Consider the following 25479-nt stretch of genomic DNA (forward strand, 5'->3'; position numbering starts at 1 on the left):
CCCTCAACCACGCCGCTCCGATGATGCAGACCACGCCACCGGGTGGCGATCTCGCGATGCAATTGTTCGATCTCGCACCCACGTCGTTGTGGCTGCAGGATCTCAGCGCGCTGAAGACGTGCCTGGACGGGTGGGCGAGCGAGGGGATGACGGATCTGCGCGACTGGCTGCGCGATCCCGAACGACTGCTGACCTGCCAGAAGCTGATCCGGATCGTCAGGATCAACCGCCAGACCCTTGCGACCTACGAGGCGCGGGACGAGGCCGAACTGTTCGCGCACATCCCCACCCTCTTCCACGACCCGCACGCGGCCGCGCTCGTCGAGGTCCTGTGCCAGCTCTGGAGCGGCGCGACCCAGGCGCGGCTCGTCACCCGCAACCGGACCGTGACCGGGCGGGTGATCGACGTGAGCTATGCCGGCCAGATGCTGCCGGGATCCGAGGCGGCCTGGGACCGCTACCTGATCTCGATCGAGGACATCACCGAGCGCGAGGAGCGGCGTCGGCGGGAGGAAGCCCGCCTGGAGACCTTGAGCCTCACCGACCCGCTCACCGGCCTGCTCAACCGGACCGGCTACGAGTCGGACCTCGATCGGTTCGAGGGCGATCATCCCGTGCCGGTCTCGGTGATCGTGGCCGACCTCAACGGGCTTAAAGAAACCAACGACCTCCGGGGCCACGAGGCGGGCGACGCCCTGATCCGCTCCTTCGCCGCCATCCTGGCGCGCCACGCCCCGGCCCCTGCCAGCGCGGCCCGCATCGGCGGCGACGAGTTCGTGGTCCTGCTCCCGCGGACCGGACCCGAGGAGGCCGCCGCGTTGGTGCGGCGGATCCTGGCGACGATCGGGGATGCAGGATCCTCCCCGCTCAGCGCCGCCATCGGCGCCGAGACCTGGACCGGCGAAGGACCGCTCAGGGACGCGATCGCCCGGGCGGACGCGCGGATGTACGCGGCCAAGCGCCGGCATTACGGCGCGTCGTCGGACGCTCCCTGGAATTCCGTCGACGCGCCGGGCCGCTTGCCGCGCCATCATTGACGCGGGCGCCCGCGCCGGCCGCGCGCCGATTCTTGACAGCCGTGCAGATCGGGCGAAAGCCGTGATCCATCATGGTGTTGATGCGGCGGACGCCCGCCATGGTACGCGACGCTCGCGGACACCTGTCGCGGATGGCGAGCGGTCCAGTGGCGTGGACCACCATCTCCAGCCCAATCGGACACGACGAAGCGCCGCCCGCGAACCGCCCAGGTTCCCAGCGTTTACGATTTGTCAACCTTAAAAAGCTTGGCCGCGAAGTGGGAATCGCCCATAATAACGCTTGTGATGGGGATGGGCCCGGAAAAGCGTTACTCGGGGTGAAGCGCGGATGGATATGTCGGTGCCAGCAGAGGGACTGGAGGCGGTCAGCTTCCACGAGACGATTCTCCGCCAGGGTGGCCTCATCTCCGACAAGCTGAGCATGCTCCGCATGGAGCACCATCCGCCGAACGCCACCAAGGGCCTGCGGCCGTTCTCGCTCGCGGAGGTGGCGTATTTCCTCGGCGTCACGCCGTCCAACGTCAAGAAGCTCCACCTCGAGGGCAAGGGGCCGGTCCCGGCCACCTCCACCTCCGGCCGGCGCTCCTACACCGCCGAGCAGATGCTGGAACTCAGGACCTACCTCGACCGGCACGGGCGCTCCGACCTCAAGCACTACGTGCCGCATCGCCGCGCCGGCGAGCGGATGCAGATCATCTCGACGGTGAACTTCAAGGGCGGCAGCGGCAAGACCACCACGGCGGCGCATCTCGCCCAGTTCCTGGCGCTGACCGGGCACCGGGTGCTCGCCATCGACCTCGACCCGCAAGCCTCGCTCTCGGCCCTGCACGGCATCCAGCCGGAACTCGACAAGGCGCCCTCGATCTACGAGGCCCTGCGCTACGACGACAGGAAGCGGCCGATCTCCGAGATCATCCGGCCGACCAACTTCCCCGGCCTCGACATCGTGCCGGCGAGCCTCGATCTGCAGGAATACGAGTACGACACGCCGCTCGCCGCCTCGAACCGCAACCCGGAGGGGCGCACCTTCTTCACCCGCATCACCAACGCGCTCAAGGAGGTCGACGACCGTTACGACGTGGTGGTGATCGATTGCCCGCCGCAGCTCGGCTACCTGACGCTGACGGCGCTCACCGCCTCGACCTCGGTCCTCGTCACCATCCATCCGCAGATGCTCGACGTGATGTCGATGAGCCAGTTCCTGCTGATGCTGGGCGGCATCCTGAAATCGATCGCCGATGCCGGGGCGGCGGTGAACCTGCAATGGTTTCGCTACCTCGTCACCCGCTACGAGCCGACCGACGGGCCGCAGGCCCAGATGGTCGGCTTCATGCAGGTGCTGTTCCCCAAGAACATGCTGCGGCACCAGATGCTGAAATCGACCGCGATCTCGGATGCCGGCATCACCAACCAGTCGCTCTACGAGGTCGAGCGCGGGCAGATGATCCGCTCGACCTACGACCGCGCCATCGAATCGGTGAACGCCGTCAACGAGGAGATCGCCGGGCTGATCCACCAGGCCTGGGGGAGGCGGGTTTGACAGCCGTGCAGAACGCCGAATTTCCGCCCTGCCGCAACAGGATAGGAGCCATGCGCGATGCGTAAGAACCTCCTCGCCAACATCCTCGATGCACCGGTCTCGGAGACGAGCACCGACTTCGCCCGGCGCGGCGCCGCCCGGTCGATGACCCGCTCGATCGAGGAGATGGCCGAGAACACCCGGCGGATGTCGGACGGCGAGGCGATCGTCGGCCTCGATCCCGGGCTCATCGACGCCTCTTTCGTTTCCGACCGGATCGATGAGGACGACGAGGATTACGCGCGCCTGCGCGACGCGATCGCCGAGCACGGCCAATCGACCCCGATCCTGGTCCGCCCGCATCCGGAGCGGGAGGGGCGGTTCATGATCGTCTACGGCCACCGCCGGGTGCGGGTGGCGCGCGAGCTCGGGCGCGAGATCCGGGCCGTCGTCAGGACGATCGAGGACATCGCCCACATCGTCGCGCAAGGCCAGGAGAACGCCGCGCGCGCCAACCTCTCCTTCATCGAGAAGGCCTTGTTCGCCCGCAAGCTCTCCGGCATGGGGCAGAGCAAGGCGACGATCAAGGCGGCGCTGACGGTCGACGACACGCTCCTGTCGCGGATGCTGTCGGTGGCCGAGACGGTGCCGGCCCCGGTGATCGACGCGCTCGGTGCCGCCCGGGGCGTGGGCCGCGACCGCTGGGAGGAGCTGAAGAAGCTGGTGATGGTGCCCGCCAAGGCCGAACTCGCCCGCGAACTGGTGCAATCCGCCGACTTCCTGGCGAAGGATGGCCCGGAGCGCTTCGGCCACCTCCTGGCCGCGATCAAGGCCGGGCGAAAGCCCCCGGGCCGCCGGCCGCCGGAGCCGCAGACCGTCACCTGGGCGGCGCCCGACAAGTCCGTCGCGGCGACCTGCCGGCGATCGGGGAAGAGCTTCAGCCTGTCCCTGACGTCGAAGGATGCCGGCGCGTTCGGCGAGTACATCTCGTCCCGGCTCGAAGAGCTCTATGGCGCGTTCCGGGAGGCGAAGACCCGCGACCGGCCCGGGGAGTGACGCGCGATCGTCCCCCCGATGCGGACAGGTCTCCGACTCTGGACTAAAGTCTGCTCTCTCGTGCCGTTGCGGGCTTCATCAAATCGCAGCACAGATCGGGCCACTCAGCGAGCGGTCCGAGCCGCCGCCCCGCCATGCGGGGCACCACGCTCTCACGCGAAGACGATCCTTTTGGAGACGATATGAAGACGCGCGCGGCCGTTGCCTGGGAAGCCAAGAAGCCCCTCACCATCGAGACCATCGACCTCGAAGGCCCCAAGCCCGGCGAGGTCCTGGTCGAGGTGATGGCCACCGGCATCTGCCACACCGACGCCTACACGCTGTCGGGCCTCGATTCCGAGGGCAAGTTCCCGGCGATCCTCGGCCACGAGGGCGCTGGCATCGTGCGCGAGGTCGGGGCCGGCGTGACGACGCTGAAGGTCGGCGACCACGTCATCCCGCTCTACACGCCGGAATGCCGCAATTGTAAGTCCTGCCTGTCGCGGCGCACCAACCTCTGCACCGCGATCCGCGCGACGCAGGGCCAGGGCGTGATGCCGGACGGCACCAGCCGCTTCCGCTGCGAATCGACCGGTGCGAGCCCAGGCGCGAACACCGTGTTCCACTACATGGGCTGCTCGACCTTCTCGAACTTCACCGTGCTGCCGGAGATCGCGCTCGCGAAGGTCCGCGAGGACGCGCCCTTCGACAAGATCTGCTACATCGGCTGCGGCGTGACCACCGGCATCGGCGCCGTGATCTACACCGCCAAGGTGTGGCCGGGCGCCAACGTGGTGGTGTTCGGCCTCGGCGGCATCGGCCTCAACGTGATCCAGGGCGCCCGCATGGTCGGCGCCGACAAGATCATCGGCGTCGACATCAACCCCGACAAGCGGGCCATGGCCGAGAAGTTCGGCATGACCGACTTCATCAACCCGAACGAGGTCGGCACCGACAAGGTCGTGCAGGCGATCCTCGACGTGACCGGGGGTGGGGCCGACTTCTCGTTCGACTGCACCGGCAACGTCAACGTGATGCGCCAGGCGCTCGAATGCTGCCACCGCGGCTGGGGCGAGTCGATCATCATCGGCGTGGCCGAGGCCGGGCGCGAGATCTCGACCCGTCCGTTCCAGCTCGTCACCGGCCGGGTCTGGAAGGGCTCGGCCTTCGGCGGCGCCCGTGGCCGCACCGACGTGCCGAAGATCGTCGACTGGTACATGGAGGGGAAGATCAACATCGACGACCTGATCACCCACACCATGCCGCTGGAAGACATCAACCACGGCTTCGACCTGATGCACGAGGGCAAGTCGATCCGCTCGGTCGTGGTGTTCTGAAGGCTGGCGGCCCAGCGGCGCGATGCGCGCCGCCGGGCTCGACCGAGAGGCGAGGGGGGATCACGGCGTCATGGAAACAGTCTCCATGGAAACAATCTCGAGGGCTCGCTCGCACGGCGGCATCCAGGGCGTGTACCGGCACGAGGCCGAGACGACGCGCTGCCCGATGACCTTCGCGGTCTACCTGCCGCCGCAGGCCGAGACCGGAACGGTGCCGGTGCTCTGGTATCTGTCCGGCCTGACCTGCACCCACGCCAACGTGATGGACAAGGGCGAGTACCGCCGCGCCGCCGCCCGGCACGGCATCGCCATCGTCGCCCCCGACACCAGCCCGCGCGGGCCGGAGGTGCCGGACGAGCCCGGCAACTGGCAGTTCGGCTGCGGCGCGGGCTTCTACGTCGATGCGACCCAGGCGCCGTACGACCGCAACTATCGCATGTGGTCCTACGTCACCGAGGAACTGCCGGCCCTCGTCGCCCGCGAGTTCCCGGTCGATCTGGGGCGCCAGGGCATCTTCGGTCATTCGATGGGCGGCCACGGCGCGCTCACCATCGCGCTGCGCCACCCCGAGCGCTTCCGCTCGTGCAGCGCCTTCGCGCCCATCGTCCAGCCCTCGACCGCCGGCTGGTCGAAGCCCGCCTTCGCGCGCTATCTCGGCGAGGACGCGGCCGCGTGGCGGCGCCACGACGCCACCGCGCTCATCGAGGATGGCCACCGCTTCCCGGAATTCCTGGTCGACCAGGGCACGGCCGATTCCTTCCTCAATGACGGCCTGCGCCCCTGGCTCTTGGAAGAGGCGTGCCAGAAGGCCGGGATCGGGCTCACGCTGAACATGCGCGAGGGCTACGACCACTCCTACTTCTTCATCTCGACCTTCATGGACGACCACATCGCCTGGGCGGCGGAGCGGATGGGCTGAAAGCCCGCTCAAGCCCCCACGCGGTACACTGCCGCCATGGCGCCGGCCGGGTAGCGCGTCCCCGACGCAGCGCCCGCCGGCACGGCGGCCGCGATGCGGACGAGGTCGTCAGGCGAGAGCGCCACCCGCAGCGCCCCCAGATTCTCCTCGACCCGGTCGAAGCGCCGCGTGCCGGGGATCGCCACCACGTCGTCGCCCTGCGCGAGCAGCCAGGCGAGCGCCAGCTGCGAGGGCGTGCAGCCCTTCTCGCGGGCGATCTCCTCCACCCGCGCCACCAGGGCCCGGTTGGCGGAGAAATTCTCCTGCTGGAAGCGGGGATGCGCCGCGCGCCGGCCGTCGACCTGCGAGAGATCCTGGATCATTCCGGTGAGGAAGCCGCGCCCGAGGGGGCTATAGGCGACGAAGCCGATGCCGAGTTCGCGGGTGGTCACCCGGGTCGCCTCCGCCTCCTGGCGGTAGAGCAGCGAGTATTCGGTCTGCACCGCCGCGATCGGGTGCACGGCGTGGGCCCGGCGGATCGTGTCCGGCGAGGCCTCGCTGAGGCCGAGGAAGCGTACCTTACCCTGCGCGACCAGGCGGGCCATCGCGCCGACCGTGTCCTCGATTGGCACGGCCGGGTCGACCCGGTGCTGGTAGTAGAGGTCGATCACCTCGACGCCGAGCCGCTTCAACGACGCCTCGCAGGCCTGCTGCACGTAGGCCGGCCTGCCGTTCACCCCGTTGGGCCCACCCGGATTCTGAACCTGGCCGAACTTGGTGGCCAACACCACCCGGTCGCGCAGGCCTTTGAGCGCGCGGCCGACCACGTCCTCGTTCTGGCCCCAGCCGTACATGTCGGCGCTGTCGAGGAAGTCGATACCGGCCTCGACCGACCGGCGGATCAGATCGATCGAGGCGGACTCGTCCGCCTCGCCGTAGACGCCCGAGAGCGACATGCAACCGAGGCCGAGGGTTGAGACGAGGGGACCGGCGCGTCCCAAACGCCGATGTGGCAAAGCGGTCATCTCTCGCGTCTCCCGCACCGATGTCAGGCTCTAACTAAGCTGCGGGTCGCGCTGGGCCCCGCAACGGCCGGAGGGCGCATTGCCGCACGTTCCGGCGGGTACCCCAGCGGGACGGATCTCAGGGCAGAACCGCCAAGTAATGCGCCAGCGCCTTGATGTCCGCATCCGAGAGCGAGCCTGCGACCTCGGTCATCGCCGCTCCGCCCGAACTCGGGCGCGTGCCGGTCCGGTAATCGCCGAGCGCCTTGGCGAGGTAGGCCTCGGGCAGGCGGGCGACGCGGGGGGCGGCCTGGATGCCGAGATAGGTGTCGCCGTGGCAGGCGGCGCAGCGGTGCTGGAGGGCCGCCGCTTCGCCGGCCTTGGTGAGGTCGGCCTGCGTGTCGGCCGGCGGCTTGACGTCCGGGACGGGCAGGGAGGCGAAGTACTTGCCGAGCGCGCGGATGTCGTTGTCCGACAGGCCTTCCGCCACGCCCTGCATGATCTCGTTCTTGCGCCGGCCGGCGCGGAAGAACACCAGCTGCAGCTGGATGTAGTTGCTGGAATGGCCGGCGATGGGCGGCGCACCTTCGGCGAGCGCCTCGCCGTGGCAGGCGAGGCAGGCCTGGGCCACTTCCGGCGCTTCCGCGGCTCGGGCTGAGGTGGTCCGGGCCGAGGTGCAGGCGAGGAGAGTGACGACGGCGAGCGCGGCGCGGGCCGGCCCGGAGATCCTCCGGGCCGGCTTGCGGGCGCGAGGGCTCACCCCGCTCACTTGGTGTAGGCGATGCGATAGATCGCACCGGCCCAGTCGTCGGCGACGAGGAGCGCGCCGTCGGGCGCGACCAGGATGTCGGCCGGCCGGCCGGTATAGTCGCGGTCGCCCTTGAGCCAGCCGGAGGCGAAGGTCTCCATCTTGGCATTCTTGCCGTCCGGATCGACGATCACCCGCTCGATGCGACCACCCTGGTACTTGTGGCGGTTCCAGGAGCCGTGCTCGGCGATGAAGATGTTGTTCTTGTACTCGGCCGGGAAGGACGAGCCGGTGTAGAACTTCATGCCGAGCGGCGCCACATGCGCCCCGAGCTTCGCCACCGGCGGCGTGAACTCGGCGCAGGTGCGGCCTTGCGCGAATTTGGGATCCGGCATGTCGCCCTGGTGGCAGTACGGATAGCCGAAATGCTCGACGACCTTGGAGATCATGTTGAGCTTGTCGCTCGGGATGTCGTCGCTCATCCAGTCGCGGGCGTTCTCGGTGAACCAGTAGCGGCCGGTGCGCGGATCGATATCGCCGCCGACGCTGTTGCGCACGCCGAGCGCCACGATCTCCGCGGCGCCGGTCTTGAGGTCGACGCGGCGCACCTGCGATACGCTGCTCGGCGGGTTGCCGATGTTGAAGGGCGGGCCGAGCGGCACGTAGACCCAGCCGTCCTTGTCGAAGGTCAGGTACTTCCAGCCGTGAGCCACGTAGGAAGGCATGTCGTCGTAGACGACGACCGGCTCCGGCGGCTTGTCGAGGTTCGCCTCGATGTTGTCGTAGCGGAAGATCTTGTCGATCGCCACGACGTAGAGCGCCCCGTCGCGGAAGGCGACGCCGGTGGGCATGTTGAGGCCCTTGAGGATCGTCTTGACGACCTTCTTGCCGCCCTGGTCGACGATGGCGTAGACGTTGGTCGCGCCGAACGAGCCGACGAACAGCGTGCCCTTGTCGCCGAAGGCCATCTGCCGCGCCTCGGGCACGCCGCTGGCATAGACGCTGATCGTGAAGCCCGGCGGCAGCTTCACCGCCTTCAGGTTCTCCGCCAGCTCCTCGTCCGAGGCCGGCAGGGCCGGGTTCGCGGGCGGCGCGAGGCCCTTCTGCGCCGAGGTCTCGTCACCGAGGAACCAGTCCGGCGGCGGGTTCTTCCAGAACGCCTTGCCGCTCGAATCGTACTGCTTGAGGGCCTGCGCACCGGCGGTCCCGGTGAGAAGCCCGGCCGCCACGAGGGCGGCGGCCATGCCGCGGGTGCCACGCGCGATCCGGAGGCGCAATCCGTTGCTCGCCGTCATCCTGCTTCCTCCCCTGACGATCTGGTCGCCCTTTGTGGGCTGTTCGTCTCGTGGCCGACCCGCGTGGCTCTCGCCTCTCCGGCGTCGGTTCGCACAAGGTCGAGTTGGACACGACCGTCTGTCAAGCGCAAGGCCACGATCGCGTGAGGGTTGGGCTGCGTGGGGGTGGGTGCAACGGCCGATGCGCTTCCCCTTTCCCGGATCTCCTTCCGCTTCGCTGCCGTCGTCCGGGAAAGGGAGAGGTGAGTGTCGGGCCTGGGGACGCACGAACCGCCCTCAGCGCAGCAGGCTCGACATCGCCGACAGGCCGTTGATCACCCGCACCGCATTCGCGACGCTGTCGGCCTCGAAGCGGAAAGCGCTGCCGTCGAGACGGTGCAGGCTCGGCCACTGGCAGAAGAGATCGGCGAGAGCCGGACTCTGGGCGCGGATCTCGACACTGAGCGGCGCGGGAATCCGGAACGGCGGCGGAAGCGGCCGGCCGAGCGCGACCGCGACGCCGGCGCGGATCGCCGCGCAGGACGCCTCCGGCGCGAGGCTGATTCCGCTGTGGCAGCCGGTCGCCCGCTTGGTCTCGACGAAGACGGTGTCGGGGAAGAGCGCCCGGTTCTCGGCGATGAAGACGTCGTCGCCGCTCGCCATCGCGACCGGCACGCCCAACTCGCCGGCGAGGGCGCCGTAGATTCCGGCCTCGCCGAGTTCCTGCCCGTTGATCGCGATCGACGCGAAAGCGAAGCCGTTGATGGTGTGGGCGAGGATGCCGCGGCCGTGGGCGCGGGAGTGGTAGCCGACGAGGCAGGCCGCCTCGACCCCGAGATCCACCCCCGCCATCATGCCGAGGGCGCGCGGCTTGCCCTGGATCGCCCGGGCGCGGGGATCGAGGAGATCCGCCGGCATGTTGCGGAAGTCGCCGTGCGAGTCGTTGACCCAGACCTCGTCCGCACCGGCCGCGAAGGCGCCGGCGATCGCGGCATTGGCCTCCTGGACCATCCAGAGCCGCGCCCGCTCGTAATCGGGCGCGCCCCGGCGGGTCTGGTCCGGATGCACGATGCCGGCGACGCCCTCGATGTCGGTGGAGATCAGGACCTTCATGGTGTCGTCCGAGAGGGGAGGGCGGCCGAGTCGGACAGGATTTCGGGCAGCACCTCGGTGAGGGCTTGGCGGGTATGGCCGTTGCGGCCGGTCACGGTCTCGGCGCGCCACAATGCGTGGAGGATCGCCTGCTCGATCCCGTCGGCGACCGCCTCGAAGAGCGGATCGAGATGGGCCTCGTGCAGCATCGCCACCACCGGCATCGGGGCGCCGGGATCCTGCGGCAGCGTGTAGGCGGTCGAGAAGGCGAGGGCGATGTCGCCGCTGCCGTGGCCGAAGACCGAGCCGGTGCGGGCGAGGCCGGCTCCCGCCCTGAGCGCGAGGCGCCGGAGCTGGCGCGCGTCGAGGGGGGCGTCGGTGGCGGCCATCAGGATGATCGAGCCCTTCTCGGGTTTCGCGACCGTCGGCGCGGTCTCCAGCCGCTCGGCGAGGATGGCCCCCAGCGCCCGGCCGCCGACGCGCAGCTGCGACGGCCGGCCGAAATTCGCCAGCACCAGCGTGCCGACCGTGACCGCCCTCCCGCCCGCCTCGACCTGCCGGGAGGCGGTGCCGATACCGCCCTTCACCCCGAAGCACGACATGCCGCGCCCGGCGCCGACCGCGCCCTCCGGCACGGTGACATCGGCGGAATCGTGCGCCTGACGGTAATGCGCCTCGGCCACGACCATCCGGGCCATGTCGTTGAGGTGGCCGTCGTTGCACTCGAAGACGAGCGGGTTCACGGTCGGCAGTTCGCGGCCGATGCCGGGATTGACCGCCAGCGCCGCCCGGATCTGGGCCGCGGCCACCGCCGGCACCCCGAAGGTGTTGGTGAGCGCGATCGGCGTCTCGAGAACGCCGAGTTCCTCCACTTGCATCAGGCCGACCGACTTGCCGAAGCCGTTCAGCACGGCGGCCGCTGCCGGCACGCGGTCGTGGTAGAGGTCGCCGGCATGCGGGCGGATCACCGTCACGCCGGTCTGGATCGCGCCCTCGGCCAGCGTGCAGTGGCCGACGGTGACGCCGGGAACGTCGGTGATCGCGTCGCGCGGGCCGCTCGGCAGCGTGCCGATGCGGGGGCAAGTCTCGCTCATGGCGCCCCTCACGCGCGGTCGAGCTTCGGGTCGAGGGCGTCGCGCAAGCCGTCGCCGAGCAGGTTGAAGGCGAGCACGGTCAGGAAGATCGCGAGGCTCGGGAAGATGGCGACGTGGGGCGAGGACACCATGTCGGCCCGGGCGTCGTTCAACATCGCGCCCCATTCGGGCGTCGGCGGCTGTGCGCCCATGCCGAGGAAGGACAGGCTCGCCGCGGTGATGATCGAGGTGCCGAGCCGCATCGTGAAGTAGACGACGATCGACGAGACCGTGCCGGGCAGGATGTGGCGCAGGAGGATCGTGCGGTCGGAGGCGCCGATGCTGCGGGCGGCCTCGACGTAAGTGGCGCGCTTCAAGACCAGCGTGTTGCCGCGAACGAGCCGCGCGAAGGCCGGCACGCTGAACACCGACACCGCCACCACAACGTTGACGAGGCTGCTGCCGAGGATCGCCACGACGCCGAGCGCCAGCAGGATTCCGGGAAAGGCGAACAGCACGTCGGACAGGCGCATCACGATGCGGTCCCACCAGCCTTCGTAATAGCCGGCGAGAAGCCCCAGAACCGTGCCGACGAGGCCGCCGATCGCCACCGACAGGAAGCCGGTGGCGAGCGAGATCCGCCCGCCGAGCAGGATGCGGCTCAGGATGTCACGCCCGAGGGGATCGACGCCGAGCCAGTGCGCGAAGGACGGGCCCTCGTTGATCCGGTCGTAATCGAAGAAGTTTTCCGCGTCGTAGGGGGCGATCCAGGGTGCCAGGATGGCGAGCGCCACCAGCACCACCACGAAGGCGAGGGCCAGGACCGCGACGTGCTGGCGCCGGAACTTGCGCCAGAACTCGGACCAGGGGGTGCGCACGCCGGACGGCACGGACGCGACGGCGGCGGTGGCGGTGAGAGCGGTTTCAGACACGGCCGGCTCACTTGTAGCGGATGGTCGGGTTGATCAGCCCGTAGAGCAGGTCGACGACGAGGTTGATCAGGATGAATTCCAGCGAGAACATCAGCACCAGGGCCTGGATCACCGGATAGTCGCGCTGGTTGACGGAATCGACGAGAAGGCGCCCGACGCCCGGCCAATTGAACACCGCCTCGACGACGATCGAGCCGCCGAGCAGGAAGCCGAATTGCAGCCCCATCATGGTGACGACGGGGATCAGCGCGTTGCGCAGGCAGTGCTTGGCGATGACGACCCGCTCCTTCAGGCCCTTGGCCCGGGCGGTGCGGACGAAATCCTCGCCCAGCACCTCGACGAAGGAGGCGCGGGTGAAGCGCGCCATCACGGCGGCCACCGCCGCCCCGAGGGTCAGCGAGGGCAGGATGTAATGTTTCCACGAGCCGGCGCCGACGGTCGGCAGCCAGCCGAGGCCGACGGAGAAGATCTGCATCAGCAGCATCCCGAGGGCGAAGGCCGGGAACGAGATGCCGGAGACCGCGAGCGTCATCCCGAGCCGGTCTGGCCACTCGTTGCGGTAGACCGCCGAGACGATGCCGATGACGAGCCCGAAGGCGACCGCCCAGGCCATGCTGGTCAGCGTGAGGAGCAAGGTCGGCATGAAGCGCTCGCCGATCTCGGTCGCGACCGGGCGGCGGGTGCGGATCGAGACGCCGACATCGCCCCGCGCCATGTTGAGGAAGTAGCGGCCGAACTGCTCGGGCAGCGAGCGGTCGAGGCCGAGCTCGGCGCGCACCAGCTCCACGGTCTGCTGGTCGGCATCCTGACCCGCTGCGAGCCGTGCGGGATCGCCCGGCAGCATGTGGACGAACAGGAAGACCAGCACGGCGACGATCGCGAGCGTCGGCAGGAGGCCGAGGAGCCGTTTGAGGAAGAAGGTCAGCATGGCGCGAGGGGCGGGGAGGGAAGGGGAGGGGCGCCGCTGCGCGGCGGCGGGCGCCGCTGTGCGGCGCCCCAGGCGGCCTTACGGCGCGACCGCGACCTGACGGCTGTCGATGTTGCCGTCGGGCATGACCACCACGCCCGACAGGCGGGACGAGGTGGCGTAGAGGTTCTGCTCGACAACGAGGGGCGCCCAGGGCGCGTCCTTCATGATCTGCTCCTGCGCCTTGGCGTAGAGATCGGCCTTCTCGGCGTCGCTCGTCGTGACCAGGGCCTTGGCGATCAGGGCGTCGACCTCGGGGTTGCTGTAATAGGCGGTGTTGTTGAGCTTCGGCGGCCAGGCCTCCGTCGACAGCAGCGGCCGCAGGGCCCAGTCGGCCTCGCCGGTCGAGGACGACCAGCCGGCATAGTACAGGCGGACCCGGGCGGTCTTCGGGTCGGGGGCGGTCTGCACCCACTCGACACGCTGGCCGGGCTCGAGCGCCTGGGTCTGCACCTTGATGCCGACCTGGGCGAGCTGCTGCTGCACGAACTGGATCGCCTTCTGCGCCGTGCTGGTGGTGTAGGCGCTCCACAGGGTGGTCTCGAAGCCGTTGGCGTAGCCGGCCTCCTTCAGGAGCTGGCGCGCCTTGGCCGGGTCGTAGGGCCAGGCATTCATCGGGTGGGCGTACAGGACGCCGGCCGGCACGATCCCTTTGGCAGGTGTCGCGTAGCCGCTGAACGCGACCTTGGCCAGAGCCTCCTTGTTGATGGCGTAGTTGATCGCCTGGCGCACGCGCGGGTCGTCGAACGGCTTCTGCAGCATGTTCATGCTGAGGTAGCGCCCGATGATCGAATCCTGCGCGATGACCTTCAGCTTCTTGTTCTCACCGAGCGCCTTGGCCTGCTCGTAGGGGAGCGGGAAGGCGAAATCGGCCTCGCCGGTCTGGAGCATCGCCGCGCGGGTGCCGTTCTCCGGCACCGGCTTCCAGGTGATGCTGTCGACCTTCGGCAGACCGGCCTGCCAGTAGCCGGCGAATTTCGCGCCCTTGACCGAATCGGTCTGCTTCCACTCGACGAAGGTGAAGGGGCCGGTGCCGACCGGGTGGAAGGCGATGTCCTTGCCCCATTTCTGGAGCGCGGCCGGCGAGATCATCGCGGCGGAGGCGTGGGCGAGCGAGTTGATGAAGGGGCCGAAGGGCTCTTTCAGGGTGATGCGCACCGAGACAGGCGAGACCACCTCGATCGTCCTGATCCGGTTGAACTGGTTGTAGCGGGCGAGCCGGTTCTCGGGGTTCAGCACCCGCTCCAGGTTCGCCTTCACGGCGTTTCCGTCGAACGGCGTGCCGTCGTGGAATTTCACGCCTTCGCGCAGCTTGAAGGTGTAGGTGAGGCCGTCGGTCGAGACCTCGTAGCTCTCGGCCAGCACGTTCTGGACCTTCAGGTCCTTGTCGAACTCGAACAGGCCTTCGTAGAACGACTTGGTGACGGCGGTCGTGAGCGTGGTGTTGGTGTTGTAGGGATCGAGCGTCTCGGGCTGGTTGCCGAGGACGAGAATGGGATCGCCGGCGGCCAGCGCCGGGGCGATGAGGCCGCAGAAGAGGCCGGTGGCGAGGAGCGAACGCAGGATCATCAGGGCTTCCTTCCTGTGGAATCTGTCAGGCCGCGAGGCCGCCGACGGCGTGGCGGGCGGTCCAGTGGCCGGGGCCGACCTCGATCAGCGGCGCCACCTCCGGCTCGTCGCCGAGCGCCCGGACCGGGCTCGGGATCTCGCCGGTGAGGAGGCCGCGCGGCGTCGCGTGGCGCCGGGCCGGATCGGCGACCGGCACCGCCGCCATCAGCTTCTTCGTGTAGGGGTGTTGCGGGTTCTCGAAGATCGCCCGGCGCGGCCCGATCTCGACGATCTGGCCGAGGAACATCACGGCGACCCGGTGGCTCACCCGCTCCACCACGGCCATGTCATGCGAGATGAACAGGTAGGACAGCCCGAGCTCGCGCTGCAGGTCGAGCATCAGGTTGACGATCTGGGCCTGGATCGAGACGTCGAGGGCCGAGACTGCCTCGTCGGCGACGATCACCTTCGGGTTGAGGGCGAGCGCCCGCGCGATGGCGATGCGCTGGCGCTGGCCACCGGAGAATTCATGCGGATAGCGCGCCCCTTGCGCCGGCGACAGGCCGACCCGCTCCAGGAGCCAAGCCACCCGCGCCTCGGCCTCGCGCCGCGGGGTGCCGTGCACGAGCAGCGGCTCCATGATCGAGAAGCCGACGGTCAGGCGCGGGTCGAGGGAGGCGTAGGGGTCCTGGAAGATGAACTGGATGTTCCTGCGCAGCGCCTGAAGCTTGTTCGGGGCGAGGCCGCGGATGTTCTCGCCCGCGAACTCGATCAGGCCGCTCTGGCTCTCGACGAGGCGCAGGAGCGAGCGGCCGGTCGTCGACTTGCCGCAGCCGGATTCGCCGACGAGGGCCAGGGTCTCGCCGGCCTGAAGGTCGAAGCTGATCCGCTCGACCGCGTGGACGCGCCGGCGCACCCGGTTGAGCAGGCCGCCGCGGATGTCGAACCGGGTGACGAGGTCGCGCACCCGCAGGATCGGTGGGCCGGGCCGGCGGGTATCCTGCGGTGCCTCGGCGGCGGCCGGGGCCTCCGGCGCTTCGGGCCGCAGCAGGTCGAACTTGCGCGGCAGGTCGCTCCCTGCCATCGCGCCGAGGCGCGGCACGGCGGCGAGCAGCGCCTTCGTGTAGGCGTGGCGCGGGCCCGAGAAGACGGCGGAGGCCGCACCCTCCTCGACCTTGTCGCCGCGATACATCACCAGCACCCGGTCGGCGATCTCGGCCACCACGCCCATGTCGTGGGTGATGAAGACGACGCCCATCCTCATCTCGTCCTGCAGGCTGCGGATCAGCTCGAGGATCTGGGCCTGGATGGTGACGTCGAGCGCCGTCGTCGGCTCGTCGGCGATGAGGAGCTGCGGGCGGCAGGCGAGCGCCATCGCGATCATCACCCGCTGGCGCATGCCGCCGGAGAGCTGGTGGGGAAAGCGCGTGAGGACGTTGCGGGCCTCCGGGATGCGCACGAGGTCGAGCATCCGCAGCGCTTCCGCGCGGGCGGCGGAGTGGCCCTTGCCCTGGTGCACCCGGATCGATTCCGCGATCTGCTCGCCGGCGGTGAAGACCGGGTTGAGCGAGGTCATCGGCTCCTGGAAGATCATCGCGATCTCCGCGCCGCGTAATCCCCGCATCTCGGCGTTCGAGGCCGTCGCGAGGTCGAGGATCGCGCCGGAGCGGCGGCGAAACGGCATGCGCCCGGTGGCGATCGTGCCGCCGCCATGCTCGACGAGGCGCATCAGCGCCAGCGAGGTGACGGACTTGCCCGAGCCCGATTCGCCGACGATCGCCAGGGTTTCCCCGGCCTCGACGTGGAAGAACAGGTGGCGCACCGCCTCGACAGTCCGCTCGGAGGTGGTGAAGCGCACGCTCAGGTCCGACACCGACAGGATGCGCCGGTCGGGGAGGATCAGCGACGGGGGAGGGGAGGGGGGCACAGGGGGCGCCTCTAGAAGATCGCGGTCGTGGGGGCGTCGCCGGCCCGGACGAAGCCGCGATACATGCCCGCGGTGTTGAACGGCATGGCGACGCGCCCCTGCGCATCGACGGCGATGAGGCCGCCCTGCCCGCCCAGCGGCGTCAGCGCGTCGCGCACCACCGCGGCGGCGGCGGCTTCGAGATCCTGGCCCGCATAGGCCATGCGGGCGCAGACGTCGTAGGCGGCGGCCGCGCGAATGAAGACCTCGCCGGTGCCGGTGCACGACACGGCGGCCGTGCGGTCGTCGGCATAGGTGCCGGCACCGATCAGCGGCGAATCGCCGATGCGGCCGGGCCGCTTGTTGGTCATGCCGCCGGTCGAGGTCAGGGCCGCGAGGTGACCGTTCCGGTCGAGCGCCACCGCACCGACGGTGCCGAATTTCTGGCGCTCGTCGAGGGGCGCGCGCTCGTCGTGGTCGAGGCTGACCCGCCCGCCGGCCTGTGCGGCCTCGAGCTGCCGGCGGCGCGCCTCGGTCGAGAAGAAGTCGGGCTCGACCATCTCGAGACCTTGGGCGCGGCAGAACTCCTCCGCCCCGGCTGCGGCGAGGAGGACATGCGATCCCTCCTCCATCACCGCGCGGGCCGCCCGGCCCGGCCGGCGCACGCGGGTGAGGCCGGCGACCGCACCGGCCCGCAGGGTGGCGCCATCCATGATCGAGGCGTCGAGCTCGTGGGTGCCGGCGCTGGTGAAGACCGCGCCGTAGCCGGCATTGAACAGCGGGCACTCCTCCAGGAGGTCGACCGCGATGGCGACCGCCTCGAGGGCGGTGCCGCCGTCGCGCAGACAGCGCTCGCCGGCGGCCAGGATGTCGGCGAGGGCCGCGTGGTAGGGCGCCTCCCCGGGGCTGCCGGCCACAGGCTTGGCGATCGTGCCGGCGCCGCCGTGGACGACGAGGACGGGGCGGGGTTCGGTCATGGCTCGGGATCCGGGTCGGGGGAGGGAGCGCCGCGGGGGGACCATGCGGCGGGGCCGCCTTGGGGGGGCCATGCGGCGAGGCCGCCTTGGGGGGGCCATGCGGCGTAGTCGCCGTCGAGCCAGGGCAGGACCGATTCGGTGAGCCGGGTCGCCGCGGCGACGAGATCGCCCGAGGCATGCGCCACGGCGCTCGACAGGGCCTCGACCAGGGCCGCCAGGCTGGCATCGGAGGCGGCGAAGTAGCGGCTGTCGGTTCGCACGCTGAGCGTGATCGTGGCGCGCGCCGCCACTGGCGAGTGCGGGCCGTCGGTGAGCGCCAGGACCGTCGCGCCGCTCTCCTGGCCCTGCGTCGCCAGCCGCACCGTGTCGGCGAAGTAGCGCGGCGTGGCGAGCACGATCACGAGGTCGTCCGCCGTCAGCCGCCTCAAGGCGCGGGCGGCGAAGGCCGGGCCCTCGACCGTGGCGAGCAGGTGGACGTCCTGGCGGGCGAGGTCGAGATTGCGGGCGAGCAGCCCGGCCGGCCAGGACGAGCTGCCGAAGCCCAGCACGTAGACCCGCCGCGCTGCCCGGATCGCCGCCACCGCCCGCTCGCAGGCCCCGGCATCGAGGCTGCCCCGCGTCGCCTCCAGGTTGCGTGCGATCGCCGCGAACGTCGCGTCGAAGACGCTCGCCGGATCGGCCGGCCGCTCCAGGTCGCCGCGCAGCTTCTCCACCGGCGCCAGCGCGCCCTCGAAGCCGAGGACCAGGGCGGCGCGGAACTGGGCGTAGCCCTCGAAATCGAGGGCGCGGGCGAAGCGGTTGGCGGTCGCCACGGAGACGCCGACGAGTTCCGCCAGCTCGGCGACCGGCAGGGTCGCCGCCTTGAGCGGATGGGCGAGCACGTAGCGCGCCACCTCACGGTGCGACTGGCTCAGGCTCGGGAAGCTGCGGGCGATGCGCTGCGCGACCGAGGCGTCGTCGGGCGGGGCCGTCACGACCCTGCCCTCCCACCTGCTCTCTCGCCCAGATGATCAAAAAATCTCATGAGCGCGATAGTGGCGAGATTTTTATACCGATTGCAAGCCTGGGGCGTGCCGGGATTGCGGGCATATCCCGCCCGAAGACGGGGCAGGCGGTGGCGGGCGCACCCCCGTTTCGCGTGGTCGTGTTGCAGCACGACCCGCGGCCATTCGGCCGGGCGATGGTCGCCCTGCACGCCGTCGATGCCGAGACGGACCTGATCGCGCCCCGGCTCCAGGCGGGCGAGATGGGAGAAGCGCGCCGGGAAGGTGCGCCGCAGCGCATGGGCGTGCTTCTCCCGGGTCGCGCGGTGGTTGGCTCTCGCCGGACCATGCCGTCTGCGTGAGCGTCGTCACGGAGGTGCTGATCCCGATCAAGCACCTGGTGAACGGTGCCACCATCGCGCAGGTGCCGGTGGACGAGGTTATCTACTGGCATGTCGAGCTCGACGGTCACGACATCCTGCTGGCCGAAGGCCTGCCCGCCGAGAGCTTCCTCGATACCGGCGTGCGCGCCGGCTTCGAGAACGGCAGCGACCCGGTGACGCTCCACCCCGACTTCGCCCCCCGCAGCCACGCCGATTTCTGCCGTCCCCTGGTGCAGGGCGGCGCGCTGGTGACGGCAATGCGCGCCCAGCTCGCCACCCGGGCGGCCGTGCTCGGCTGGATCATCACACGCGATCCCGACCTGCACCTCGTGGCGGACGGGGCGGTGATCCGGCCGGTCGTGAGCGGGGACGTCGCCCGCTTCTCGCTTCCCGCTGGAACGCGCAGCGCGCGCCTGATGTCGCGCACCTACACCCCGGACCTGCTCGATTCGACGTCGGGCGACCGGCGCCGCCTCGGGGTGCCGCTGCGGGGCCTGCTCATGCGCGACAGGGTGGGCTTCGCCCGGGACGTCGCGGTCGACGATCCGGCGCTCGCAGCCGGCTTGAGCTACGTGCCGGGGCAGGAGGGCGACCAGTGGCGCTGGACGGACGGCAGCGCCATGCTCCCGGCCGCCCTGTGGGCCGGAGCGCAGGGCGACCTCACCCTCGAGGTCGCGCTGGTGTCCGCGAGCCACTGGACCGGCGACGGCGTCTACGCCTCGCAAGCGTCCGGGCCTGCGGTCGACGGTTGCGCCCTCGCGGCGTGAGGCGCAACGAACCGGAGAGAACGGCAGGGCAAGAGCGCGCGCCCTGCCGCACCTGAGATCGCCGGAGTGGTACCCGGCGACAGGCGTGCCGCTCTCGACACTTGCGTCCGCGCCGACGCTCGCCACCGATGCAGGGATCAGACCATGTCATCATTTATCACCAGGGAAAGGTGCGGGCATTGCACAAGAGACCGGTGATGTTTGCTGATCGGTCCACGTCCTTCGTGGCCCTGTTCGCGAAATCGCAGATATATTAAAAATTATTGATCGAATTCGATGGGATTGACCGCATTCGATCGTTCGTGACAAGAGTTCTTCTATGATATTGAATGGTACTAAATCTTTCTATATGTATAAAATTATGGTAGGATTATGTTGTTACATTTTCATCTAACCAAAGGTATGCGCCCATTGATTTGCAGACTGGATATTTGGGGCTGTCCCACATGTGTGAATTATATCCGGATCTCGTTATCGTAAGACCGTGGAGGCAATCGCAAGATAGCACAATCCTTAGGTCGCCATTCACGAATGTTAAGTTTCAGCAAAAATATGAAGACATGCATCCGCTGGCGGTATATCCATTGGTTGTACGCATGCTCGACCCTTCTCGCCGGCACGGAGGACACATGGGCGCATCGGGGAGATTGCTCACCAGCGAGGCCACACCGCCGCGCTTCGTCGATATTCCGAATTCGGTCGGCAGCTGGGACTGGGATATACCGAACGACCGTATCTACTGTGACGATATTGTAGCAAGCTTGTACGGTATCGAATCCGAAGCGGCCAGCCTCTCGGGGTGCAGCCTCGAGAAGTTCGTGTCCGGCCATCATCCGGGTGACCGCGACTGGATGAACGATGCCATCCAGCGGGCGATGAAGGGAGCGGACATTCTGGTCGCCGAATACCGGACGCTGCCCGAGGACGGCGTCGAGAAATGGGCCCTGGTCCGCGCCCGCTACTATCACGACGCGGAGGGGCGTCCGATGCGGGCGCGCGGCATCATCATCGACATCACGAACAGCAAGCGTGACGGTCAGCCTCCGTCGATCGATCACCATCTCGCGAACATCCATCCCCTCGACCGGGCGGCCGAACTCTGCATCTCGGCGCGCGAGGTGATCGCGACGGCGCGCAAGCCCTTCCTGCTCCGGCTCGTGGACATGATCCTTCTGGAACTCGGCCGGGAACTGAGCAAGCTGGCCCATTAGAAGCGTCGACGGCGATCCAGGCGTCCTGCCGCACTCCCAACCATGTCGAGACAGTGCGAATCCGTTCGCTCTCGCCCGCGAGGTCGGCAGAGGGTGGGTCGTTCGGCACATGTCCGAGCAACGGCCGCTTCCGGATCATCAGAAGCGGGTGTCGTCGGCGAAGCGTGCCGACACGGAAAGCCCGGCCGGGATCAGGCTCCGGACGCAGCGGTCTCGCGTCGCGCCGCGACGACGCGGCGATGGGTGGCGAGCAGGCCCGGCAGGGCGGCGTCGAGCATCGCGGCGCGCACCGCGTCGCGGTCGACGCCGCCATCGATGCCGTAGACCAGCGAGCGCAGGCCCACATAGACCAGCGCGCCGTGGATGCCGAACAGCAGCTCGTACTCGTCGGCGGCGAGCGGCTGGTCCTCGGGGCTCGGCAACCGCGATTCCGCGCGCATGTCGGTGAGGAGCGGCGTGAAGATGCGGGCCCGGACCATGCCGAGATAACGGCTCGGCAGGTCGAAGCCTTTCAGCCCGGCCGAGACGAAGATCCGGAGCCATGCATAGTTGTCGATCGTGCGCTGGTAGTCGATCTCGAAGCGGCGGAAGCGCTCGAGGCAGGGCAGCGAGGGATCCCGCACCGTCGCCTCCCAGCCGGCATCCCAGCGCTTCAGGTAGACTTCCTCGTAGATGCGCTCGATCAGCGCCGCCTTGGTGGGGAAGTAGCGAAACAGCAGCGGCTGGGCGATGCCGAGCCGGCGGGCGAGTTCGCGGGTCTGCCCGTCGAGCCCGACTTCGGCGAAGTAGGCGATCGCCCCCTCGACGATCTGCCGCTCGCGCTCCGCGGCCGTGAGCCGCCGGCCGGTCGGCGCGGGGGGCGACGGGACGACCAACGGATGAGTTGACACCATCGCGGTTTGGTCCTCTCTTGAGCGAACGATCAACAAGGGCATCCAGCCTGTCCCATCGCGGCCGGTCCGGGCAAGCCCATCAGGGAGGAAGAGGGCTTGAAAGCGCCCGACTTCGCCTATGCGCGCCCCGCCTCCCTCGACGAGGCGCTGGCGCTCCTCGCCGCGCACGGCGAGGACGCGGTGCCGCTCGCCGGCGGCCAGAGCCTGGTGACGACGCTCAACCTGCGCCTCTCCGCTCCCTCGGTGCTGGTCGATCTCAACGCGGTCCCCGGCCTGTCCGGCGTGACACAGGAGGGCGATGTCGTGCGCATCGGCGCGATGACGCGCCACCGCGACGTCGGCGTGGCCGAGATCGTGCGGGCGCGCCTGCCGCTTCTCGCCGCCGCGATGCCCCACATCGCCCATCCGGCGATCCGCAACCGCGGCACGATCGGCGGCTCGATGGCGCTCGCCGACCCGGCGACGGAGTGGCCGGCCTGCTGCCTGGCGCTCGCGGCGACGATCGTTCTGCGCGGCCCTCGCGAAGAGCGGCGGGTCGCGGCGGAGGATTTCTTCCAGGGCCTCTACGCCACGGCGCTCGCGCCTGGCGAGATCGTGGTCGCGGTGGAGGTCCCGGTGCCGGCTCCGGACGCGGTCTGGGGCTTCGACGAACTGGCGCGCCGTCGCGGCGACTACGCGCTGGCGGGGCTCGCGGCGACCGCGCGGCGGCGCGGGCCCGGGCTCACCGCGGTGCGGCTCGCCTTCTTCGGCCTCGCCGACCGGCCCGTCCTGGCGCGGAGGGCCGCGGCGGCGCTCGAAGCCGGCGACCTCAAGGGCGCGCAGGTCGCTCTCGCGGACGAGCTCGATCCGCCGGAGGATCCGGGGACCCGGCCCGAAACGCGGCTCCACCTCGCCCGGGTGATCCTCGGCCGCGTCGCGGGCCGGATGCTCGAGGGAGGCCGCCATGGCGCCTGAGGCTCCGCAGCGCGAACGCGCGATCGCCTTCACGCTCAACGGCGAATCCGTGCGCTGCCGGGCGCCGGCGCGCACGCATCTCGGCGATCTCCTGCGCCATGAGTTCGGGCTGACCGGCGTCCATCTCGGCTGCGAGCACGGGGTCTGCGGCGCCTGCACGGTGCTGGTCGACGGGCGGGCGATGCGCGCCTGCCTGATGCTCGCGGTCCAGGCCGACGGCGCGACGGTCGAGACCGTCGAGGGCCTGACCGAGAGCGGCCGCATCCGCGACCTCCAGGACGCGTTCCACGCCCGCAACGCCTTGCAATGCGGGTACTGCACCCCCGGAATGCTGGTCACCGCGGTCGAGCTGTTGTCCGAAGCCGTGGCGCCGTCCCGCGAGGAGATCCGGGACGCGATCTCGGGCAATTACTGCCGCTGCACCGGCTATCACGCGATCGTCGACGCGATCAGTACCACCGCCGAGGCTCGCCGCAGCAAGGAGGCGGCGGAATGAGCCGGGACACGATGGAGGCTGCCGGCCTCACCTTCCTCGAACGGCCGAACAGCTATATCGGCCGCTCGGTGCCGCGCCCGAACGCCCGGCGCCTGCTCGAGGGCCGCGGGACCTACGTCGACGACGTGCCGGCGGCGCGCCTCGCCCACGTCGCCTTCCTGAGAAGCCCCCACGCCCACGCCCGCATCCTGTCGATCGACACCACGGCCGCGAAGGCGATGCCCGGTGTGGTCGCCGTGGTGACGGGGGCGGAGCTTGCCACGCTCTGCACCCCGTGGGTCGGCGTGCTCGGCCATTTCAAGGGCCTGCGCTCGGCGCCCCAGCACGCGCTGGCGGTCGACCGGGTGGCCTGGGTCGGCGAGCCGTTCTGCGCCGTCGTCGCCCGCAGCCGGGCCGAGGCCGAGGACGCGCTGGGCGCGATCGCCGTCGCGTTCGAGCCGCTGCCGGCGGTGGTCGACATGGAGACGGCCCTCGACCCCGCCACCCCGGCGATCCACGCCGAACTCGGCGACAACCTCGCCTTCGAGCGCCTCCTCGATGTCGGCGAGGTCGATGCCGCGTTCCGGGACGCGGCCGTGGTGGTCGAGGAGACCTTCCACTTCGGGCGCCACACCGGCGTCTGCCTGGAGCCGCGGGCGATCCTGGCCGACTGGGCGGCGGCGGACGGGCTCCTGACCGTCCACCACTCGTTCCAGGCGCCGCACATGATGCAGGACATCCTGTGCAAGCACCTGTCGTTGCCCGAGCACGCGGTCCGGGTGATCTGCAAGGATGTCGGCGGCTCGTTCGGGATCAAGGTCCACATCTATCCCGACGAGATGGCGACCTGCGCCCTGGCGCTCATGCTCAAGCGCCCGGTGAAGTTCGTCGCCGACCGGCTCGAGAGCTTCCAGAGCGACATCCATGCCCGCGATCACCGGGTGAGCGCCCGGATGGCGTTCTCTGACAGCGGCGACATTCTCGCCCTCGAAATCGACGACCTGACGGGGATCGGGCCCTACTCGGTCTATCCGCGCACCAGCGCGGTCGAGGCCAACCAGGTCGTGAACCTGACCGGCGGGCCTTACCGGCATCAGGCCTACCGCGCCCGCGCCCGGGTGGTGCTGCAGAACAAGGCGCCGACCTGCCAGTACCGGGCGGTGGGCCATCCGATCGCCACCATGGTGGCCGAGGGGCTGGTCGATCTCGGCGCCGCGCGGCTCGGGCTCGATCCCTTCGCGATCCGCGAGCGCAACGTCATCCCGGACGACGCCTATCCGTGCGCCGGGGTCTCGGGGATCAAGCTCGAACAGCTCTCGCACCAGGCGGCCCTGGCGAAGCTGAAGGCGATGATGGACTACGACGCCTTACGGGCCGAGCAGGCGGCTCTGCGCGCCCGCGGCATCCATCGCGGCATCGGGCTCGCCGCCTTCATCGAGATCACCAATCCCTCGGCGGCGTTCTACGGCGTCGGCGGCGCCCGGATCTCGTCGCAGGACGGCTGCACGATCCGCCTCGACCCGCAGGGCGGGGTGGTGGCGTCCGTGAGCGTGACCGAGCAGGGCCAGGGCACGGAAGGCATCATCGCGCAGGTCGTCGCCACCGCGGTCGGGGTGCCGATCGAGCGGGTCCGGGTGATCTCGGGCGACACGCAGGCCACGCCCTATGGCGGCGGCACCTGGGCCTCGCGCGGCGCCGGCATCGGCGGCGAGGCGGCCTGGCAGGCGGGCAAGGCGCTGCGCGCCAACGTGGTGGCGGTGGCGGGTGCCATCCTCCAGCTCGATCCGGGACGGCTCGACATCCGCAACGGCGCGGTCGTCGATGCGGCCACCGGCACCGAGCGGATGCCGCTCTCCGAGCTCGGCCGCATCGTCTATTTCCGGCCCGACACCCTGCCGCCGGGCCTGCAGCCGGAATTCGTCGCGACCCGGCACTACGTGCCGAAGGACTATCCCTTCGCCTTCACCAACGGGGTGCAGGCCTCCTACGTCGAGGTCGATGTCGAGACCGGCTTCGTGCGGCTCCTCAAGCACTGGTGCGTCGAGGATTGCGGCACGGTGCTCAATCCCCTCCTGGTCGACGAGCAGATCCGCGGCGGCATCGTCCAGGGCATCGGCGGGGCGCTGTTCGAGCACTGCCTCTACGATGCGGAGGGCCAGCTCCTGAACGGCTCGATGGCCAGTTACCTCGTGCCGATGGCCGGAGAGATGCCCGACATCGACGTCGTCCACGTCGTCTCGGCCACCGCCACCTCGGAGATCGGCGCCAAGGGTGCGGGCGAGGCCGGGACGGCGGGCGCCCCGGCGGCGGTGGTCAACGCGATCAACGACGCCCTGCGCCCGCTCGACGCCCGGGTCGCGCGCCAGCCGGTGACGCCGGACGTGGTGCTGGAGGCGCTGGGGGTGATCTGATCTCGCGGACGGGGTTCACGCTCTCCATGGTCATTCCGGGCTCCGCTGTCGCGGC

Annotated in this window: 22 protein-coding genes; 10 read left to right on the top strand and 12 right to left on the bottom strand. The window is 69.8% G+C overall.

The genetic code is table 11. The features are described from left to right. The 5 genes from MFF64_RS30980 to fghA form a co-directional block, all read left to right on the top strand. Window positions 1-1037 (top strand): GGDEF domain-containing protein (locus tag MFF64_RS30980; RefSeq protein WP_238193268.1); only part of this gene is annotated, 1037 nt, incomplete at its 5' end. 334 nt (window positions 1038-1371) lie between these two features. Beyond that, window positions 1372-2577 (top strand): plasmid partitioning protein RepA, encoded by a 1206-nt coding sequence (gene repA, locus MFF64_RS30985; protein ID WP_165795521.1) that lies wholly within the window; start codon window positions 1372-1374, stop codon window positions 2575-2577. A 57-nt stretch (window positions 2578-2634) separates the two neighbouring features. After that, entirely contained in the window at window positions 2635-3612 is a 978-nt protein-coding gene (gene repB / locus MFF64_RS30990) for a plasmid partitioning protein RepB (RefSeq protein WP_099899697.1), read from the top strand. A gap of 182 nt (window positions 3613-3794) precedes the next feature. Continuing rightward, window positions 3795-4928 carry an S-(hydroxymethyl)glutathione dehydrogenase/class III alcohol dehydrogenase gene (locus tag MFF64_RS30995; protein WP_099899699.1) on the top strand — a complete coding sequence of 378 codons (1134 nt, stop codon included), beginning with the start codon at window positions 3795-3797 and terminating at the stop codon, window positions 4926-4928. Between the two features lie 85 nt (window positions 4929-5013). Further along, window positions 5014-5847, top strand: a complete 834-nt coding sequence (fghA, locus tag MFF64_RS31000; RefSeq protein WP_099899701.1) for an S-formylglutathione hydrolase — start codon at window positions 5014-5016, stop codon at window positions 5845-5847. An 8-nt stretch (window positions 5848-5855) separates the two neighbouring features. Here fghA and MFF64_RS31005 read toward each other — a convergent pair whose 3' ends face one another. From MFF64_RS31005 to MFF64_RS31055, 11 genes are all read right to left on the bottom strand, one after another. Beyond that, entirely contained in the window at window positions 5856-6842 is a 987-nt protein-coding gene (locus tag MFF64_RS31005; protein ID WP_438823108.1) for an aldo/keto reductase, read from the bottom strand. A gap of 127 nt (window positions 6843-6969) precedes the next feature. Beyond that, window positions 6970-7590, bottom strand: a complete 621-nt coding sequence (locus MFF64_RS31010; RefSeq protein ID WP_133123699.1) for a c-type cytochrome — start codon at window positions 7588-7590, stop codon at window positions 6970-6972. A 5-nt stretch (window positions 7591-7595) separates the two neighbouring features. Beyond that, window positions 7596-8822, bottom strand: coding sequence for a PQQ-dependent sugar dehydrogenase (locus tag MFF64_RS31015; protein ID WP_165795856.1), 1227 nt, complete (start codon window positions 8820-8822; stop codon window positions 7596-7598). A gap of 327 nt (window positions 8823-9149) precedes the next feature. Further along, on the bottom strand, window positions 9150-9965 hold the full coding sequence (locus MFF64_RS31020) for a M55 family metallopeptidase (protein ID WP_099907555.1): 816 nt from the start codon (window positions 9963-9965) through the stop codon (window positions 9150-9152). Continuing rightward, on the bottom strand, window positions 9962-11038 hold the full coding sequence (locus MFF64_RS31025) for a DmpA family aminopeptidase (RefSeq protein ID WP_099907554.1): 1077 nt from the start codon (window positions 11036-11038) through the stop codon (window positions 9962-9964). Before MFF64_RS31025 ends, MFF64_RS31020 begins: the two co-directional genes overlap by 4 nt. An 8-nt stretch (window positions 11039-11046) precedes the next feature. Next, on the bottom strand, window positions 11047-11949 hold the full coding sequence (gene gsiD / locus MFF64_RS31030) for a glutathione ABC transporter permease GsiD (RefSeq protein WP_099907552.1): 903 nt from the start codon (window positions 11947-11949) through the stop codon (window positions 11047-11049). A gap of 7 nt (window positions 11950-11956) precedes the next feature. Further along, window positions 11957-12877, bottom strand: a complete 921-nt coding sequence (gene gsiC / locus MFF64_RS31035) for a glutathione ABC transporter permease GsiC (RefSeq protein ID WP_099907551.1) — start codon at window positions 12875-12877, stop codon at window positions 11957-11959. Window positions 12878-12955: 78 nt separating this feature from the next. Next, the gene (gsiB, locus tag MFF64_RS31040) at window positions 12956-14485 is read right to left on the bottom strand and encodes a glutathione ABC transporter substrate-binding protein GsiB (RefSeq protein ID WP_099907549.1); all 1530 of its coding nucleotides are present in this window, start codon (window positions 14483-14485) and stop codon (window positions 12956-12958) included. A gap of 25 nt (window positions 14486-14510) precedes the next feature. After that, on the bottom strand, window positions 14511-16391 hold the full coding sequence (locus MFF64_RS31045) for a dipeptide ABC transporter ATP-binding protein (RefSeq protein WP_238193270.1): 1881 nt from the start codon (window positions 16389-16391) through the stop codon (window positions 14511-14513). An 11-nt stretch (window positions 16392-16402) separates the two neighbouring features. Further along, the gene (locus MFF64_RS31050) at window positions 16403-17347 is read right to left on the bottom strand and encodes an isoaspartyl peptidase/L-asparaginase family protein (protein ID WP_099901345.1); all 945 of its coding nucleotides are present in this window, start codon (window positions 17345-17347) and stop codon (window positions 16403-16405) included. Beyond that, window positions 17344-18321: a MurR/RpiR family transcriptional regulator gene (locus MFF64_RS31055; protein WP_238193271.1), complete on the bottom strand. Its 978-nt coding sequence runs from the start codon at window positions 18319-18321 to the stop codon at window positions 17344-17346. Before MFF64_RS31055 ends, MFF64_RS31050 begins: the two co-directional genes overlap by 4 nt. A 193-nt stretch (window positions 18322-18514) precedes the next feature. Between MFF64_RS31055 and MFF64_RS31060 the strand changes: the two genes are divergently transcribed. Further along, a complete protein-coding gene (locus MFF64_RS31060; protein ID WP_273557184.1) occupies window positions 18515-19480 on the top strand; it encodes a Hint domain-containing protein in 966 nt (321 codons plus the stop codon). A gap of 629 nt (window positions 19481-20109) precedes the next feature. After that, entirely contained in the window at window positions 20110-20691 is a 582-nt protein-coding gene (locus tag MFF64_RS31065) for a PAS domain-containing protein (RefSeq protein ID WP_238193273.1), read from the top strand. Window positions 20692-20882: 191 nt separating this feature from the next. Here MFF64_RS31065 and MFF64_RS31070 read toward each other — a convergent pair whose 3' ends face one another. Next, window positions 20883-21584 carry a TetR/AcrR family transcriptional regulator gene (locus MFF64_RS31070; protein ID WP_099901140.1) on the bottom strand — a complete coding sequence of 234 codons (702 nt, stop codon included), beginning with the start codon at window positions 21582-21584 and terminating at the stop codon, window positions 20883-20885. Window positions 21585-21680: 96 nt separating this feature from the next. Between MFF64_RS31070 and MFF64_RS31075 the strand changes: the two genes are divergently transcribed. The 3 genes from MFF64_RS31075 to MFF64_RS31085 are packed head-to-tail and all read left to right on the top strand — an operon-like array spanning window position 21681 to window position 25424. Further along, window positions 21681-22538: an FAD binding domain-containing protein gene (locus MFF64_RS31075; protein ID WP_238193274.1), complete on the top strand. Its 858-nt coding sequence runs from the start codon at window positions 21681-21683 to the stop codon at window positions 22536-22538. Beyond that, complete coding sequence (locus MFF64_RS31080) at window positions 22528-23034, top strand: (2Fe-2S)-binding protein (protein ID WP_099903470.1); 507 nt, start codon at window positions 22528-22530, stop codon at window positions 23032-23034. Before MFF64_RS31075 ends, MFF64_RS31080 begins: the two co-directional genes overlap by 11 nt. Then, window positions 23031-25424, top strand: a complete 2394-nt coding sequence (locus MFF64_RS31085) for a xanthine dehydrogenase family protein molybdopterin-binding subunit (RefSeq protein WP_238193275.1) — start codon at window positions 23031-23033, stop codon at window positions 25422-25424. The genes MFF64_RS31080 and MFF64_RS31085 overlap by 4 nt, the downstream gene beginning before the upstream one ends. The last annotated feature ends 55 nt before the right edge of the window (window positions 25425-25479 follow it).

The organism is Methylobacterium frigidaeris, assembly GCF_022179185.1.
Taxonomy (GTDB): Bacteria; Pseudomonadota; Alphaproteobacteria; order Rhizobiales; family Beijerinckiaceae; genus Methylobacterium; species Methylobacterium frigidaeris.

Excerpts from the sequence above, each read along its gene's own strand:
- MFF64_RS31025 (WP_099907554.1), bottom strand. The coding sequence starts at position 11,038 with ATGAGCGAGACTTGCCCCCGCATCGGCACGCTGCCGAGCGGCCCGCGC.
- MFF64_RS31085 (WP_238193275.1), top strand. The coding sequence starts at position 23,031 with ATGAGCCGGGACACGATGGAGGCTGCCGGCCTCACCTTCCTCGAACGG.
- MFF64_RS31080 (WP_099903470.1), top strand. The coding sequence starts at position 22,528 with ATGGCGCCTGAGGCTCCGCAGCGCGAACGCGCGATCGCCTTCACGCTC.
- fghA (WP_099899701.1), top strand. The coding sequence starts at position 5,014 with ATGGAAACAATCTCGAGGGCTCGCTCGCACGGCGGCATCCAGGGCGTG.
- repA (WP_165795521.1), top strand. The coding sequence starts at position 1,372 with ATGTCGGTGCCAGCAGAGGGACTGGAGGCGGTCAGCTTCCACGAGACG.
- MFF64_RS31070 (WP_099901140.1), bottom strand. The coding sequence starts at position 21,584 with ATGGTGTCAACTCATCCGTTGGTCGTCCCGTCGCCCCCCGCGCCGACC.
- MFF64_RS30995 (WP_099899699.1), top strand. The coding sequence starts at position 3,795 with ATGAAGACGCGCGCGGCCGTTGCCTGGGAAGCCAAGAAGCCCCTCACC.
- MFF64_RS31050 (WP_099901345.1), bottom strand. The coding sequence starts at position 17,347 with ATGACCGAACCCCGCCCCGTCCTCGTCGTCCACGGCGGCGCCGGCACG.
- MFF64_RS31065 (WP_238193273.1), top strand. The coding sequence starts at position 20,110 with ATGGGCGCATCGGGGAGATTGCTCACCAGCGAGGCCACACCGCCGCGC.
- repB (WP_099899697.1), top strand. The coding sequence starts at position 2,635 with ATGCGTAAGAACCTCCTCGCCAACATCCTCGATGCACCGGTCTCGGAG.
- MFF64_RS31015 (WP_165795856.1), bottom strand. The coding sequence starts at position 8,822 with ATGGCCGCCGCCCTCGTGGCGGCCGGGCTTCTCACCGGGACCGCCGGT.
- gsiC (WP_099907551.1), bottom strand. The coding sequence starts at position 12,877 with ATGCTGACCTTCTTCCTCAAACGGCTCCTCGGCCTCCTGCCGACGCTC.
- gsiB (WP_099907549.1), bottom strand. The coding sequence starts at position 14,485 with ATGATCCTGCGTTCGCTCCTCGCCACCGGCCTCTTCTGCGGCCTCATC.
- MFF64_RS31020 (WP_099907555.1), bottom strand. The coding sequence starts at position 9,965 with ATGAAGGTCCTGATCTCCACCGACATCGAGGGCGTCGCCGGCATCGTG.